Below are 16,541 nucleotides of genomic sequence, written 5' to 3' on the forward strand. Positions count from 1 at the left end.
TATTGTGGCTCTAAGTATTCTTCACTTACTTAGCCTCACCCGCGGGTTCTGCGGTACTTTTGGGCGCAACCATAAACGTTTTATACTTGTCTACGGAGCTTTTAGGCATAACCATCAAAGTTCCATACTTATCATAAATAACATATTTGCCTTCAACTTGGGAAAGCACAAAGTTTTTCACCAGACTTGCCGCCGCATCCTGAATGGCTCGAGCAAGTAGGACATCCGGGTCGTGTTCTCCATAGACAGACCGAGGAGTTGTCTTTACTTCAGCCCGATTTGCCCAAACAATCTCGCCTGTATCAGCATCCTGTACGATGACTCTTATTTGCACGATAGCTTTATCCACTCGTCCGCCCTTATGAGCAAGATAAGCGGCTCCAGAGCCGACCAGTCCCCAGATAGCCACATTTGCCGCACTCCATTTGTTAGATTCCACAATACCACCGCCAAATCGTGGATGTCCCTCCACCGATTCGGTCGGCTCAATGGGCACTCGATTGCTACCCAGCGTAAGCCCCATTAGACCTCCAAGCGCCATCTTGTCGATCATTTCGTAAGTATCAGACTGAGCTATTCCAAAGACCGTTCTTGATCCTACTTTGAAGAAGAATGGAAGGATACCTGTCTGGACTGGATTGAAACTATCATCTTGCCCCGTGGATATGTCAATAACACGCCCACGCACTATGAATCTGGCATTAAACTGCTGTCCAAGCTGGTTAAGAGTTTCTTTGTTAAGCGATATAAGGCGCTGTTGATTCCAGAATTTTTCTTCAGAAGTTCTGGACTGGCTGATGTTACGGTAAATAGAAAGAGCGATCTCTTGCTTCATCACATCGCTCCAGCTGGAAGAAAGTTCTTCCTGTAGGGCTGCCACTTCCGGATGAACTGGGTGGTTGGCTGGGGCTTCCTGAATAATGCCTTTGTCAAGGAGGTATTTAATCACATCTTCTTCTATGGCAATGCCAAAACCGTATTTTTTGAATTCGTCCTGTAAAGCTTCCATAACAAGAATGTTTCTGCGCCAATACTCATATGGAGTGCCTCCAGAAGTATAATCGGCAAAGGGGAGGATCACTACTTTATTATCCCCGCCGAATGGAGATTGCTGAACAGTAGGTGATATAGTTTCTACCGATTTATGCCCGCAGGCGAGCATAGCAAATAAAACCAAAACTCCTATACACATCAGACCAAAATGTTTGTTATTGATTTTGTAAATTTTCATAGGTTACCCCTTTCATGCGAGTGAATAAAGCAAATCCCCTACCTCCTCAATCTCTTTCCAAAACAAACAAAAAGCAAAGGATTTGTCAACCAGCTAGTGAGGACGTTAAATAAAAATTTAGACTGAAAACCTGGACTTTATATTTTAATCATATCATAAGAAACGGTTGATTAAGCTCAAAGTGTTATTTCCTTTGTGTAAAAATCAAGGGGTTGTTGTGGATGTATTGGCGGATGGCGTTCATCACCTGTTCAGTGCGGATAATGTGTTCGTAATAATTGCGTTGCCAGATTAGCACGCTGGGTGTCCCGCGATATTGGTTGGTGTGACTGGTAACGGCAGATTTGAACCCAGCAATGAATCGGTCGCCGAGGACGGCGACCCTCCCAATATTTTGACACCGTTTTCGGGGAAACGGTGTCCTCGCCGTCCGTTTAAATGGGCGACGCATGCGTCGCCCCTACATGCGCATTAAAAGGTGACGGTGGAGAACCGGAGCGAGAAGTCAGCAGATGCCGTAGTAGCTGCCTCCAGAGGCAACCACAAGAGGTCGCCCCTACACTTCTCGAACCACCCGATGCGGACCTGCATGCCGGGCGGTGTGGGAGGGACTCAGTTAGGTAAACTAACCGCCTCTATCCCAATAGAACGCTTTTTCTAAAAAGCCATTGCTCTTAGTCGCCTGATACGTTCTTCGATGGGGGGATGAGTGCTGAAAAGGCTTAGGATACCACCCCCAGTAAGAGGATTTACAATGAACATGTGAGCTGTCGCAGGTTTTGCTTCTTCCATTGGAATTCTTTCCGTAGTGTAGGCGAGTTTCTCAAGAGCGCTCGCAAGAAATTCGGGATTTCCAGAAAGTTTTGCTCCCTCTTCATCAGCGAGATATTCTCTTGATCTTGAAATTGCCATCTGGATAAGGATCGCTGCGAGAGGAGCAATTATCGACATTACAATAACTCCTATGATTCCTAAACCACCGCCTTCCTCTTCGTCTGAACGACCTCCACCAAAAATTGCTGCCCATCTAGCCATGTCAGCAAGAACCATAATAGCACCTGCGAAGGTGGCAGCAATGGAACCAATAAGAATATCGCGATCTTTGATGTGAGCTATCTCATGAGCAAGAACCCCCTTGAGTTCATGGGGCTTCAGGATTTTCAGAATCCCCTCAGTTACGGCAACGACAGCGTGTTCTGGGTTTCTACCGGTAGCGAAAGCATTGGGGCTTTCACTGGGAATAATGCAAACCCTTGGCATAGGCAGTCCTGCCCTATAAGCAAGTTCTCTCACCATAGCGTAAAGCTCTGGTGCTTCGTCCTCTCTCACTTCCTGAGCTCCATACATAGAAAGCACAATCTTGTCCGAAAACCAGTAGCTTCCGAGATTCATAATGGCCGCTATAGCAAAGGCAAAGATCATTCCCTTCGATCCCCCAATCGCTTTACCTATAAGCACAATCAGTATGGTAAGGAGACCTAGGAGTAAAAACGTTCTGAGTTGATTTCCCATAGTTACAACCTCCCCAGGTTGATATAGGTATTTATTACTCTCACAATTTATAAGAAAGTAAAACTTTCAAATCTGTCAAGCATAATCGGTCTTACAAGAACCCTTCTTAAAAAGGCTTTTCGGATAGTCGTTAACAGTATATATTTTAAACGACTTTGCCTTGTCCAAACCATAAGAAAAGGCTATCCAAGATGAGAAAAAGGAATGTGTTTTATGTGTTAGTTTTTTTTATCCTGGTGTCAGTTGGTTTCCTGTGGCTATTTCACAGGAAAAAACCTCCCATAGTTATTGGATTTATGGGTCCCCTTACCGGAAAATACTCTGATCTGGGTGTTTTAGGCAGAAATGGTGCAATGCTTGCTGTGGAGGATGTCAATGCTGAAGGTGGTATTAATGGGCACCTTTTAGTGCTTATACCAGAGGACGATAAGGGCACTCCGGAAGGCACAAAGGAGGTTTTTCAAAAGTTACGGGATGCTGGAGTTGTGGCAATTGTTGGGCCTATGCTCAGCACAAATGCTGTCACCCTAAAACCTTTGATTGACGATGCCCGGTTAGTAGCTGTAAGTCCTACTGTTTCAACGTCAAGGCTTTCTGGATTGAAGGATTATTTCTTTCGGGTAATGAACGATAACAAAACGCGGGCTCGGGGGCTTGCTCAGTTTGCCATTGAAACCTTGCCAGAACCTCCTAACCCACCGAGACTCTGGTGTCTCGTTTACGATATAGGCAATTGGGAATATACATCTGATTTTATAGAAAATTTTGTGACTACCGTTGAAGTTCAAGGAGACCTTACAGCATACCGTGTTGCTTACCTATCAAAAAAAGAACTGATTCCAGAAGAAGTCTTTAAGTCTATTGAAGTAGTCAAGCCAGATGTCATAGTGTTAGCTGTATCAGCCATAGATGCTTCTCAAATAATCGGTTGGCTTGCAGATAATTTCCCGGATATTCCTGTTTTTGCTGGAGCCTGGGCGATGACCCCGGAATTGATATCCCACCTTCCATATATATTTCATCGAAATACTGTCAATGTTTTTGCTGAACATGTCGCACCTCCTGAGAATATTAGAGAAATTCAAAGTTTTGAGGATCGGTTCAACAAACGATATGGCAAGAAGATGGCTTTCCCTGCATTGTATGCCTACAATGCTGTTAGGATTCTTGCCAAGGCGCTCAAGGAAAATGGTGGGAAGGTCGAGAAACTGAAAGAGACCCTCTCTTCCGGTATAAATTGTGATTGTATTTCAGGGAAAATTTTTGTTGACGAATTTGGGGATTGTTATCATCCATGGTGGATTTACAAATTGGAAAAGGATGGGCCTAAATTTGTCAGGGAGGTTCTTCCACAATGGCAGAAGTGAAAAAGCCTTCTCTTTCCAGCATTGTTAAAAAATATATATTTTGGTGGAATATAGCTATTCCAAGTGTGATCCTTAGTATTACTATAGTTCTGATGATTTTTCCTCAAATTCAAATCCTTAAAGATCAAATGACTCACAAAGCTAAAATATCTTCAGCAGTGGTTCAGGATTATTTTGATGATGCTTTCAGGCTAATTCGAGTTTATTCCACCAGTTTAAATGTTCGGGAACCGAGTTCATTTTCCATAGAGTACTTCATGGTAAGTCGCTATTTTCACCATATGTTTGCTGTGAACAAAAGCAGTCACGATGTCTTGGAACTTGTTTCGCCGCTTGGCGCAGTTAAAGGTCGTTTTTTTTTCATTCTTCCTTTCCACCATCAAAACTTGGAAACATTAACATTATTCCGCCTTATTACTCCCCCGTTTCCAAAACGATCACTCTAGGGATTCGATATGATAATCATCCGGATCACGCTATCATTGGTGAAATCGACCTCGAAAGGTTGTGGAATTTTGTCCAATCATCCGTAAGATTTCCCGATCAGCTGTTTTTGGTTGACGGGTTCGGCAATTACCTAGCCCACACAGATTACGCCAAGGTTTATAGACAGGAAAACATCAGTGGCTACAGATGGTTTGAAAACAAAAAGTTAATTTCTTACTTTACCATAGGATATTACGAAAATTCCCTTTTTTTCATAGCAGGTTATTACAATCCCACAGTTGGTATATGGTCTATAGTGCTTACTCCATTCTGGGGCATTATAAGACCAACTTTATATGCAATCAGTTGTTTAGCGATTTTTGGAATGTGTATGGTGATTGTTTTCCAAAAATCGACTAAAAGCTGGATAACTAAGCACTTTATAATGCCTCTTGATCTGTTTTCCAGCTATGTGAAGGGAGAAATCAGCAGTAAAAATAGAGATTCTGTGATGATCAAAGGGTTTTTCCCCTTCCGCGAAGGGGAAATTCTGGAGGAAAGTTTCAGTCAGGCTTTTATAGAAAACTACGAATACCAGAAAGCTCTCAGAGAAAGTGAAGAAAAATTTCGGCTAATTGCAGAAACTGCACCAATTGGTATTTTTATATTCCAAGATGACCGTCTCGTTTATGCAAACAAGTTTGGGTCTGCCATATTGGGGTATTCCGAGGATGAATTATTTAACATCGTGCCCTTCTGGAAACTTGTAAAAGAGGAATATCGTGATGTGGTAGCCTATAACGCCACAAAAAGACAAAAGGGGATTCTCAAAGATGTTGTCAGTTATGAGTTCCCAACAAAGACAAAAAACGGCGAAGAAAAATTTGTAAGGGTTTCTGTTAGTTCTATCTTATTCAGAGGAAAACCAGCCGGTATTATCGTAATGGCGGATGTAACGCCTTTCAAAAAGGCGGAAGAAGAAAAAAGGCATTTGGAAGCCCAGCTTGAAAGAACCCAGCGGCTTGAATCTTTAGGAACTCTCGTGGCTGGTATTTCTCATGAGTTTAACAACATATTGCAGGCAATAGCTCTAAATATCGAACATTTGTCTTCGAAGTTAGCAGAACTTCTTGGAGAAAACGATTTCTGGCGGAGGCATATTAAAGATGTAACCGTTCTTCAGCACAGAGCAGGAAATATTGTTAGAGAACTTCTTGCATTTGCCAGATCACAGCGAGGAGAGAAAAAAGAGTTTTCGCTCAAAAAGGAAATAGACAGAGTGGTGAGATTGAGTCGTCAGGTATTCCCGCGATCTATAGAAGTTAAAGTTAGGTTTGAAGGAGATGATTTCACCGTTATTGCTGAGGAAGGTCAACTAGAACAAATTTTTCTTAACCTGCTGAACAACGCGAAAGACGCTATTGAAGCTAAAGAAGAAGGCTTTGGAGTTATCGAAATCATAATCGAACCTACAAACATTGATGATATCTCTGATGGATCTGATTTGGTTGTGGGAAGATATGCAAAGATAACTGTGAGAGACAACGGTATTGGGATGGGGCCAGAGACGATAGAAAGAATTTTTGATCCCTTTTTTACTACTAAACCTGTGGGTAAAGGTAGTGGTTTAGGTCTTTCGGTCGTTTACGGCGTTGTTAAACAGCTCGGTGGAGGCATTTCCTGCGAGAGTCAGCTAGGCAAGGGCACCAGGTTTACTTTGTTTTTACCAGTTTATCGAAGGAAAGAATCAGCAAGGGTAGAGCTGGAAAAGGTAGATGAAGAAAAGCTTGAAAGAATCAGGGAAGATAAAAAGTCTTTTAGACCGTTAAGAATCCTGTTTGTTGAAGATGAACCTGCTGTGAGAGATCTTATGGCAGAGTTTCTTCGTAAAGAAGGTTACGATGTGGATAAAGCCTCAGATCCGGAGGAGGCTCTTAAATTCATTGAAAGTTCTTCCTACGACCTGATCATAACCGATCTTGGACTTCCAGGCATTGGAGGCGAAGGTTTGCTGAAAGAAATAAAGTCAAAAGGGATAAAAGTGCCAATAATAGTTGCAAGTGGGTATTTACATGGTAAAGTTCTTGAAAATCTCGAACGTTATGGAGTGGTGCTCTCTCTAACTAAGCCCTTTACCATATTGGCTCTTAAAGAAGCGATCAAGAAGGTTGAGGAAAAACAGAGGGGAATCAGCTAGGTAGGTTAACTGGTTTTGTTTTCGTGTTGCTTTTTTAGGTTGGGTAAATTAAAAACATTTTTGCTTTTCTCAAGCTCTGCCACGAAGGCAGCATAATTTTATATCAGCGTTTTTCCTTAAAATTCCTTAATTTTTCATGTTTGAAGAAACTCCGAGTCAAGAAGGCTCAAGATGAAGTTAAAGGCTTTTTATGCATTGAGGAGGTGAATCATGCAGAAGGAAAACTTTGTGCTGGTTTTGTTTTTAGTTTGTTTTTACGCTGTCTCTTCATACTTTTGTCCATGCCTGGCTTACGAAAATGATGCTGGGGAACTTACCACCATTCTGGTCACCGCAACGCCCATAATTGAAGGCAATGAGCGAGATCGGTATGGTAGTGAGAAAACCATTGTCAGTGAAGAGCAAATGGAAGACCTGAATGCTCAGGATCTCAGCACTGCCCTGAGGCGTACCCCCGGGGTTAACATTTCTAGATACAACATGATTGGAGCTTTTGGGGGAGCAACAGGAGGAGGTATTTTTATCCGGGGCATGGGGGCAAGTAGACCAGGGGCAGAGATAAAGACTTTTATAGATGGAGTGCCCATGTTTATGAGCGTCTGGAATCATCCCCTTCTCGATCTTATGTCTATCGATCCTGCTGAGTCCATCGAAGTTTACAAAAGCCCTCAGCCATATATGTTTGGAAACGCCCTTGCTGTGGTAAATATTGTGCCCAGAGTAAAGACAACAGAGGGCTTCGCTACTAAGCTTTCCTTTTCTGGAGGGGCTCACGAAACCTATATTGCGAAGGGCGAACAGGGGGGCAAGGTAGGACAGTTTGATTACTATCTCGGCGGTGGATATAAGACTTCAGATGGGCATCGGGAAAACTCGGACGGCGAACTCAAGGATTTCTACGGAAGGATTGGATATCAGCTAAGCGACGAATGGCGAGTTTCTCTTTTTGGCTTTCGAACCGACAATTACGCCGATGACCCTGGTGTGGAAGGTAAACCGTCCACCAGATTGGGAAGATACAGGACTAAGGCCTGGCTCGGTATAGCCACGATCGAAAACAAATATCCTGTGGCCGAAGGCTATCTAAAACTTTATCGAAATAGTGGCGATGGGGATTGGCTCGACCAGCCATCGAGTTCCAAAGCTGGTCTCAAGGAAAATCTTTATAACAATTTCCTGTTTTATGGCGTGAAGGCTCGCGAAACCTTCCACCTTTGGGAAGGTGGAGAAATAGTTACAGGGTTTGATTGGGACTACACCGACGGTAACTACAACAAAACCTTCACTGATGGGACTATCGATGTATGGAATGGGCACGATTACGATATTATTTCGCCCTACGTAGCTATTAGCCACCAGTTCGGGAAAAAAGATGGTTTTTACTTAATACCGTCTGCGGGCTTTAGATATTACGACCACTCCGATTTTGGATCGGAAGTAGCTCCCCACGCTGGAATTGTCGCCGGTTATAAGGATACCATCGTTCATGTGGGATACTCCAAAGGGATACTGTATCCGGGGCTTGACGTAGTGGTTGTTTCAGAAAAAGTTAATCCTGCCTTGAAGACAAGCTGGCAGGATCTCAATCCGGAAAAGATGGATCATCTGGAAGTTGGGCTTAAACAGTCCTTTTTTGATAAACGTTTGGATCTAGACGTGACCTGGTTTTACAACGATGGTAAAAACCGATACATTATCGTTCCTCCGCCTCCACCCCCACCTCAATATGCTAACATTGGAGAATACAGAACAAAGGGTGTTGAAGTATCCATAACGGCTAATCCTACGAATAACATTTCGACTTTCGTAGGAGTTACTTTTCTGGACAAAGATCCAGAATCTACCCCTTATGCTCCCGATATAACTCTTAGTGCCGGTGTTAACTGGCGGTTTTTAGATAACTTCAAGCTAAGCGTGGACTGCCAGTATGTGGACAAAATGTATGTGGACACTAAAGCCAGACGCCTGGGAGCTGTAAACACGGCAAACATCGACAGCTACTTTTTACTTAACGGAAAACTTAGTTATCAACTGCCTCTTCCAACTAAACGGGTGCAGGGGGAAGTTTTCCTTGCTATCGAAAATCTTACTGACACAAATTATGAATATTATCCAGGTTATCCCATGCCCGGCACAACCTGGATGATAGGAGGAAAAGTGACTTTCTAAAAAGAATGCGGAGGCGCCTAGTTATATGAAAGGAAATAGGAGCAAAAAAGAGTTTTTTGACAAAGAAGCCCTCGTCTGGGAGGAGAAACATTATCCCTCAGAAGTAAGGCAAAGACTGGAAGATCTTATCAAGTCGGAATTTTTTATTGCCCCGGGCACTTATGTGCTTGATGTTGGAACAGGGACAGGAATTCTTATTCCTTATCTTGTGAAGTTTCTTGGCTCTCTTGGGCTAATCTGTTCCCTTGATCTTTCCTTTCCTATGGTGAGAGAAGCAAAACGAAAATTATCGAGAAGTCAAGATGGAGTGCTTTGTGCTGATATTCATCACTTGCCTTTTCGATCAGAAATTTTTGATCAAGTTATATGCTTTGCGGCTTTTCCCCATTTTGATGATCCTAAAAGGGCAATGGAAGAGATGTCGCGAGTAACAAAAAGAGGGGGACGGCTTGTAATTGCCCATTTATTAAGCCGTGAAGAACTTGCTCGACATCATGCATCTAGGAACGAAGTTTCCGATGATCTGTTGCCCAATGACGAGACATTCCACCGCCTTGCAGAAGCGGTTGGGTTGCAGATAGAAAAAATCGATGACCGACCTGGTCGATTTGTCTTAAGAGCTCGAAAAAGATATTAGATGCATGTTGTAAGGGATGGTGTGCACGATTGTTTGCCTGTGCTGGACGCACTAAATGTAGGGGCGACGCATGGGTCGCCCCTACGTGAGATGCACAACCGCTGAATTTACGCCATTTCGCCTTGATCACGAGAGCTTCGCGGACTCAGTCCCGCTCGCCCTGCTACAAACTCCCTCCCCGTTGACGGGGATAGCCGGGGATGTGTCCGGTTCTTGTTCATCGGCTCGCAGTTTCGTTCCAAGCTTTCTCCCCACACTCGGTCACCCTCGTGTAGTTGCGCTTCACTTAGCTCGCTGTGATCAACTCACGGGAGGACTCTCACCTCCAAGAGCACGTCCATGCCGGGCGCACCCAATGTAGGGGCGAAAAATTTTTCGCCCCTACTGCACAACCGCTGAATTTACGTCATTTCGCCTTAATCAAGAGAGCTTCGCGGGCTCAGTCCCGCTCGCCCTGCTACACACTCCCTCCCCGTTGACGGGGAGGGCTGGGGAGGGGTCCGGTTCTTGTCCATCGGCTCGCAGTTTCGTTCCAAGCTTCCTATCCACACTAGGTCACCCTCGTGTAGTTGCGCTTCACTTAGCTCGCTGTGATCAACTCACGGGAGGGTTCTCACATCCAAGAGCATGTCCATGCCGGGCGCACTAAATGTAGGGGCGACGCATGCGTTGGTCCTACAAGTGGCGTTTGGTCTAATTTGATGCGGCACGGTGGTTAATAGCCTGTTTGCCCTATAGTTACGGCTGTGTTATGGAAATAAAAAAGTGGAATCTTAATTGGCTTGAGTATAATTAACTCTGGTGCTTTACCACTTAGAATGGGTTTTTACTAGTGACACTGGGGACAGACTGCCTAATTTTTGCAGGAAATTATAATTTAGAAGAGAGGGAAAATTATTATGGAAAAATATCGAAGAATTATAACTCAGCTTGGAAAACCAACGGCTACTCCATCATCCCCTGAGGAAGCAGTTCTTGAAACTTTTCAGAATCCCTATCCCGGGAGAAATTATGTGGTCAGGCTTACAGCCCCTGAATTTACAAGCCTTTGCCCCATAACCAGCCAGCCCGACTTTGCTACAATCATTGTGGATTACGTTCCAGATATGTGGCTCGTGGAAAGCAAATCATTTAAGCTTTTTATCGTTAGCTTCAGAAATTACGGCACATTTCAGGAGCAGGGCACGGTTTATATTCATGATCGCCTGAAGGAAGCCATGGATCCAAAGTATATTCGAGTCATAGGCTTATGGAATGCTCGCGGAGGTATAAGTATAGATGTGTGTGTAGAAACTGGAGTCCTTCCCCCTAATTGCCAGCTTCTCCCGATTCCATCCAGGAAGGTTGTTATAGAGTAACAACAGAGGCCGTTGTAGGCTAATTCACTACCCGGGTGCGACACCGTATATGATGTGCCGCACCTTTTATGCTTTTTATGAGATGCCTAATAAGTCCGAATATGCGTGCTTTACGATCCACTGTAATGAATAAATAAAGGATTTTGAATAGTGATACGTTTGGAAATTACAAGTGCTAAGGCAGTGTTTAGAACAATTTTTCTTCATTTCGGAGAGAGCACTTCGATCGAACTTGGGACCTTCGAAAAGATTTCCCCAGTCTTCATCGGCTCCGTATAATTCAAAACAGGGTGAGAAGCTACCATCGAGGCGTATTACCATTGTTAGCTCTCCAGCACGGCAGTTCCAGGGTTTAAGTCTCCCTCTGATGAAATCCTTTATTGCTGCAAGATGCTCTATAGAGTTTACCATTGTGTAACCGGCTTTGTTTTTTTCAATTAACCAATCTACCAGCTTGTCAACAGCTTCAAATTCGTTTGGTGTAATCCACCATCCATCGTCGTGGTGATGGAAATTTTCGTAAGTTATTGGAGGAGGTTCGTTGATGTGATAGTCCGTTGCTATGCCAAGTTTGTTGGCTATTTCGGTAAGTTCTTTTGCATCTTCAATGTTGTAGCGAGTGATGTTAATGTTCAGAAAAGTAATGTAGCCGTATTCTGGTTCTTTAGCTATAAGGTATTCGAGTTGATCTCGTATCCTGCTTAGAGCTTTCGGAAGACCATCTTTAGGTTCCACCACATCAACCGCCAGATTTATAGTTGCAACACCGGCTTTGCCTATGGCGTTTATAAAATCTTCGTCCAGCAAGATGCCGTTTGTGGGAAGATAAACAAAAAAGCCTTTTCTTGTAGCATATTCTGTGAGTTCAATAATAAAGTCCTTTCTTATAAGAGGTTCACCTCCCATGTAAGCTAACACCCGGCAACCGATGGAATCCAGCCAATCTACAGCCTTAATGGCTGTTTCAAAGGTCATTCCTGGTATGTGTTTACCTCGGCTGTAACAGTAGCGGCACGACATGTTACAATCAAGGTCGGTGTAAAGATAAGCCAACACGGGTTTAAAGCTATCATATGCTATGCGCGATTTGATGTAAGGAATCAGCCATGAACTAAAAGCTCGAACAAAGTTCTGGACATAGTAGGATCGCCCTTTTTTGGGTAGCCTGCCTGTCATTGGCTTAATAAATTCCTGCCATGCTACAGTTTTCATACCCTGGTTACCTCCCCCTTTCCTGTTGGATTTTCGCGTTACGTTAAACTTAATTATTTTCCTCGGATTCCGGAAAGACAAGAAGCAGAGGAGGGTGTTCGAAAAAAATCGCAACGATAACCCGAGGTTGCTGTATCGTAGGGGCATGGCATGCCATGCCCCTACATATGGGGCGCTATTCCAACCAACGATCTTATTCCAGCGTGATCAAAACGTAAGAACTTAAAAAGATTCCAAATAAAGGATAATTTCCGAACAGTCTTTCGGAATCATCTGTCGCATCTTATTGATAATGGAGCAGGGTGATTGTATCATTTCAAAGTATCGGTTCAATTCGGATATGGAGGCTTATTGTATATGAGCAAAGCCAAGCTTTTTATCGATGCTGTCTTAAAAACCTCTATATGGTCTGGTCTTTGCTTGCTTTGGAATATCGGATGTCCCAACCTTGCTTTCTCCTTACAGCTCCATGGAGATCCCGAAGGGCTTTATGTGCATCAAATAGCCCACTTTTTCTTTGTTATTTCCATGACGATACTTATTTACTGGCTTTTTCGTATGAAACTCCTGTTTCAGCGTGGATGGCGCTTCATTGGATTAGGTGCTACCTTTTTAATCCTGTGGAATATTGATGCTTTTGTAGGTCACTGGATTGAGGGAACAAATGGGGTTAATATGATCGTCAAGGGAAACCACTGGAGCGGCACAATAGAGTTTCCATCTCTTAGCGAAAATATGGCTGTGCTTTATTATCTCTTAAAACTAGACCATCTGCTTTGCGTTCCAGCCATTGCAAGCATATTCTTAGGATTAAGAGAACTTTATACCGATTCAGTTAAAACACTTCGCCAAAGGCAAGAATCATGATCTTTCCCTTTTTCCCCTTTTGGTTTGTTGATGTGCTCGGTTCTCTTTTGATGGTTCTTTTCGGACTTCTTTGCGTTATTAAGGCTTTTTCTCTTCGCAGAATGGATCCTGACAATGTTATATGGGCTTATCTTTTGTGGCTTTCTATGGCTCTTTCTTTTTTTGCCTTATCACGATCAATTGGACATATAGTGCAGCATATCCTTATAGCCACAGGGTATAAACACACATGGGAGATGTTACGTCCTTATAGTGGTTCCCTTAATACTCTGGCTTTTGTCGTAGGTGGTGCAGTCACTCTCTTTTTTGAACGCATATGGGGGATTTATCATAGAATTATGAGAGATCAGGAATCCCTTAGAGATGCTCATGACAAATTAATCTTCATTAACCGACATCTGGATGAACTAGTCAGAGAAAGGACTCGAGAGCTTATCGCATCAGAGCGCAAATATCGGCGCCTCTTTGAAGATGCTCAAGAAGCTATAATTATTGCCTCCCCAGAAGGAAATATTGTGGACATTAACACTGCCGGGCTGAGACTCTTCGGGCATGAACGGAAGGATATTATCGGAGAAATAAGGCTAGAGGACCTATTTCAAAGTTCAGAAGAATTTCAGCGTTTCTTGGAAAAAATCAAACAGGATGGATATGTGACGAACTGGGAATGCGTTCTTCAAAAGCCTCGAAACGGTGAAAAACTAGTTGTGCTTATAAGCGGTTCCAGAGAGGAGTATGGTGAACGATATGTGCTTTGGCTTAGAGACATTTCTCAAAGGAAAATTCTGGAACGTCAACTTCTTAATGCCGATAAGCTGTCATCCATTGGTAGGCTTGCCGCCGGTATTGCTCACGAGATCAACAATCCCCTTGGCATTATCCTTGGCTATACTCAACTTCTCCTCCGTTCTGAACCACCTGATTCGGAACGTTACGAAGATCTTAAAACCATAGAAAAACATGTAAGGATGTGTAAAAACATTGTGGGAGATCTTCTCAAATTTTCAAGAATGACCCCGACAGAAAGGCAACTTACTGACATTCACTCTGTCATAGAGGAAGTTCTTGCTATGCTTCACCACCAGTTTGAAAGATCCAACATTGTGGTTGAAAAAGATTTTGACAGATCGATACCCGAATTTTCTCTGGATGTGTCCAAAATGAAACAAGTTTTCATAAACATCCTTATAAATGCTCGTGATGCCATAGGCGATAAGAAGGGAGGGCAAATATTTATTAGAACTAAAAGACAACAAAGTCAGGATTCTGTATTGATACAAATTGAAGATAACGGTTGTGGAATTCCTCCAGAGCATCTTGGTAAGATTTTTGAACCTTTTTTTACCACCAAACCGCCCGGCAAAGGCACTGGTTTGGGGCTGGCTGTAAGCTATGGTATTGTGGCGGAGCATGGGGGAGACATCATGGTCGAAAGTACCGAAAGCAAAGGGGCCATTTTTACCATTGTTTTGCCCCTTCGACATTAGTGAGTGGGCGGTATGGAATACGGCAAGATAAATGCGAGCATACTGATTGTTGATGATGAGCCAGATTTTTTGAGACTTTTGGGGCGTATCGTCCGGCTTGAACTTCCGGAGTGCGAGGTTCTTTTTGCTGAGTCAGCGAATAAGGCTCTGGAATTACTTAATATTCATGATGTAGATGTCGCCTGTCTCGACATAAAAATGCCAGATATGGATGGATTCGAACTCCTTAGTTATATAAGGGATCATTATCCTCTTATAACGGTTATAATGATAACTGCTTACGGATGTATTGAAGTGGCTGTGCGAGCAATTAAAGAAGGAGCTTACGACTTTATAACCAAGCCCCTGGAGCAGGATGTGTTTATTCTTACGCTAAGAAAAGCCATAGAACGAGCAAAGCTTCTTCGAGAAAATCTCCGACTTAGAGAAAGCGTTAAACATTACGAAGTCTTTCAAAATATTGTTGGATCTAGCCCGGCAATGCGCAAAGTGTTCGATTCAATTCGGATGGTAGCTCCAACAGATGTGACAGTCCTTATACGGGGAGAATCAGGCACAGGTAAAGAATTGGTGGCAAGAGCCATCCATGAACTCAGTGATCGTCGATCGGGTCCTTTTGTTCCGGTAAATTGTCCTGCTGTTCCTGAACACATCCTGGAAAGTGAGCTCTTTGGATACAAAAAGGGTGCCTTTACTCACGCCGTTCATAACAGAAAGGGACTTTTTCAGGAGGCTCAGGGGGGCACCATCTTTTTGGATGAAATTGGCGATATTCCCATGAACATACAAACGAAGCTCTTGAGAGTTCTCCAAGAAAAAGAAATAAAACCCCTGGGGGATGCTCACACAATAAAGGTGGATGTTCGAGTTATCGCATCCACAAATCAGGATCTTGAACGTAAAATTGCAGAAGGAAGCTTCCGAGAGGACCTTTTCTATCGGTTGAATGTTGTGCCGATCTTCGTGCCGTCTCTTAGAGACCGCCGGGAGGATATTCCGCTGTTGGTTGAGCATTTTTTGAAAAAATATTCTGATAAGTTCAAAAAATTTGTTCGCCAAATATCACCAGAACTTATGAGATGGCTCATGAATCAGGAATGGAAAGGCAATGTGCGGGAACTGGAAAATACTATCATGAGAGGTGTGCTTTTTGCTCAAGGCGAAGAACTGCTTTTGAAAGATTTGGGGGCTTCTGTAGAAGGGCGAACAATAGAGCGTTCCTTTGAACTGTTTCCTGATTTTTCGAAAAATTTCGAAAACTCTGGCGATATGGAACTTTCTTATAAGGATGCAAAAGAGAAAAACCTAAAAGAATTTCACGAACGTTTTTTTGGTCGCTTGCTTTCCATAACAAATGGTAATATTTCTCAGGCTGCAAGGCTCTGCGGACTTGAACGTCAAGCCTTGCAATACATACTTAAACGATACGGTATCCAGATTGAACAATACAAGCGTAGTGAGCAAAACCATGGCGGAACAATACGGAATTAAAGAAGCTGCCGAAATGCTGGCTATATCAGAAAAAGAAGTCTTTGATGCTATAAGAGAAGGCTTACTCCCGGCCAAGCTTGAAAATGACGAATGGCGTATTCCAGACTGGGGTATTAGATCCTTCCTTAGGATGCGCAAGGTATTGGATAAACTGGAAGGGCGACAACCAGATGATCTGGCTTCAAAAGATAGAGTGCTGGAAGCTATCCTTTGCCGAATTGAGTTAATCCTGGAACAGACTCAGCAGGAGAAAATAATCCTGGAACTTATTAAACAGAATGAAGAATTAACGAAAAAGATACTGGAACTTGAGACTGCTCTTAAGGCTAAGGATGCGGAAATTGAAAAGATCAGAGCTGATTTTATGGAGAAGCTCGCGGAAAAAGATGAAGCTCTAAGAAAAATCTTTGCAGAAGAAAAAGAAACTCTTGAAAATCAAATTAAGACTCTCGAACGGAAGCTTTCTTTAAGCCAATCTAGAGATGAACATTTCGGGAACTACCTTTTGCCGGGTGAAACTTCTCATCAGAGCAGAGAAGAAGGGTTTTGGGGTCGTCTTGTAAAAATGCTTACCTGGGATTAGAGGT

Annotated in this window: 13 protein-coding genes; 10 read left to right on the forward strand and 3 right to left on the reverse strand. The window is 43.2% G+C overall.

Annotated features, from left to right (window positions below; genetic code table 11):
- Positions 1-25 precede the first annotated feature (25 nt).
- Both WHS38_02160 and htpX read right to left on the reverse strand, forming a co-directional pair.
- Positions 26-1,231, reverse strand: a complete 1,206-nt coding sequence (locus tag WHS38_02160) for a hypothetical protein (protein ID MEJ5299773.1) — start codon at positions 1,229-1,231, stop codon at positions 26-28.
- Between the two features lie 657 nt (positions 1,232-1,888).
- Complete coding sequence (htpX, locus tag WHS38_02165; GenBank protein MEJ5299774.1) at positions 1,889-2,743, reverse strand: zinc metalloprotease HtpX; 855 nt, start codon at positions 2,741-2,743, stop codon at positions 1,889-1,891.
- A 191-nt stretch (positions 2,744-2,934) separates the two neighbouring features.
- Here htpX and WHS38_02170 point away from each other — a divergent pair, with 191 nt between their 5' ends.
- The 6 genes from WHS38_02170 (at position 2,935) to queF (ending at position 10,897) form a co-directional block, all read left to right on the forward strand.
- Positions 2,935-4,110 carry an ABC transporter substrate-binding protein gene (locus WHS38_02170; GenBank protein ID MEJ5299775.1) on the forward strand — a complete coding sequence of 392 codons (1,176 nt, stop codon included), beginning with the start codon at positions 2,935-2,937 and terminating at the stop codon, positions 4,108-4,110.
- The gene (locus tag WHS38_02175; GenBank protein ID MEJ5299776.1) at positions 4,098-4,556 is read left to right on the forward strand and encodes a hypothetical protein; all 459 of its coding nucleotides are present in this window, start codon (positions 4,098-4,100) and stop codon (positions 4,554-4,556) included. The genes WHS38_02170 and WHS38_02175 overlap by 13 nt, the downstream gene beginning before the upstream one ends.
- 107 nt (positions 4,557-4,663) lie before the next feature.
- Positions 4,664-6,733, forward strand: coding sequence for an ATP-binding protein (locus WHS38_02180; protein ID MEJ5299777.1), 2,070 nt, complete (start codon positions 4,664-4,666; stop codon positions 6,731-6,733).
- 210 nt (positions 6,734-6,943) lie between these two features.
- Positions 6,944-8,902, forward strand: coding sequence for a TonB-dependent receptor plug domain-containing protein (locus WHS38_02185; GenBank protein ID MEJ5299778.1), 1,959 nt, complete (start codon positions 6,944-6,946; stop codon positions 8,900-8,902).
- 25 nt (positions 8,903-8,927) lie between these two features.
- A complete protein-coding gene (locus tag WHS38_02190; GenBank protein MEJ5299779.1) occupies positions 8,928-9,539 on the forward strand; it encodes a class I SAM-dependent methyltransferase in 612 nt (203 codons plus the stop codon).
- A gap of 899 nt (positions 9,540-10,438) precedes the next feature.
- Positions 10,439-10,897 carry a preQ(1) synthase gene (gene queF / locus WHS38_02195; protein ID MEJ5299780.1) on the forward strand — a complete coding sequence of 153 codons (459 nt, stop codon included), beginning with the start codon at positions 10,439-10,441 and terminating at the stop codon, positions 10,895-10,897.
- A gap of 75 nt (positions 10,898-10,972) precedes the next feature.
- On the opposite strand, the gene WHS38_02200 is transcribed toward queF, so the two are convergent.
- Positions 10,973-12,109 (reverse strand): radical SAM protein, encoded by a 1,137-nt coding sequence (locus tag WHS38_02200; GenBank protein MEJ5299781.1) that lies wholly within the window; start codon positions 12,107-12,109, stop codon positions 10,973-10,975.
- A 357-nt stretch (positions 12,110-12,466) separates the two neighbouring features.
- On the opposite strand from WHS38_02200, the gene WHS38_02205 reads away from it, so the two are divergent.
- Genes WHS38_02205 through WHS38_02220 form a run of 4 tightly spaced genes read left to right on the forward strand, consistent with a single transcriptional unit; the run spans position 12,467 to position 16,537 of the window.
- The gene (locus tag WHS38_02205) at positions 12,467-12,976 is read left to right on the forward strand and encodes a hypothetical protein (GenBank protein ID MEJ5299782.1); all 510 of its coding nucleotides are present in this window, start codon (positions 12,467-12,469) and stop codon (positions 12,974-12,976) included.
- On the forward strand, positions 12,973-14,463 hold the full coding sequence (locus WHS38_02210; GenBank protein ID MEJ5299783.1) for an ATP-binding protein: 1,491 nt from the start codon (positions 12,973-12,975) through the stop codon (positions 14,461-14,463). Before WHS38_02205 ends, WHS38_02210 begins: the two co-directional genes overlap by 4 nt.
- A gap of 12 nt (positions 14,464-14,475) precedes the next feature.
- Complete coding sequence (locus WHS38_02215) at positions 14,476-15,954, forward strand: sigma-54 dependent transcriptional regulator (GenBank protein ID MEJ5299784.1); 1,479 nt, start codon at positions 14,476-14,478, stop codon at positions 15,952-15,954.
- A complete protein-coding gene (locus tag WHS38_02220; protein ID MEJ5299785.1) occupies positions 15,932-16,537 on the forward strand; it encodes a hypothetical protein in 606 nt (201 codons plus the stop codon). The genes WHS38_02215 and WHS38_02220 overlap by 23 nt, the downstream gene beginning before the upstream one ends.
- The last annotated feature ends 4 nt before the right edge of the window (positions 16,538-16,541 follow it).

Source organism: Thermodesulforhabdaceae bacterium (genome assembly GCA_037482015.1).
In the GTDB taxonomy this organism is placed as follows: domain Bacteria; phylum Desulfobacterota; class Syntrophobacteria; order Syntrophobacterales; family Thermodesulforhabdaceae; genus JAOACS01.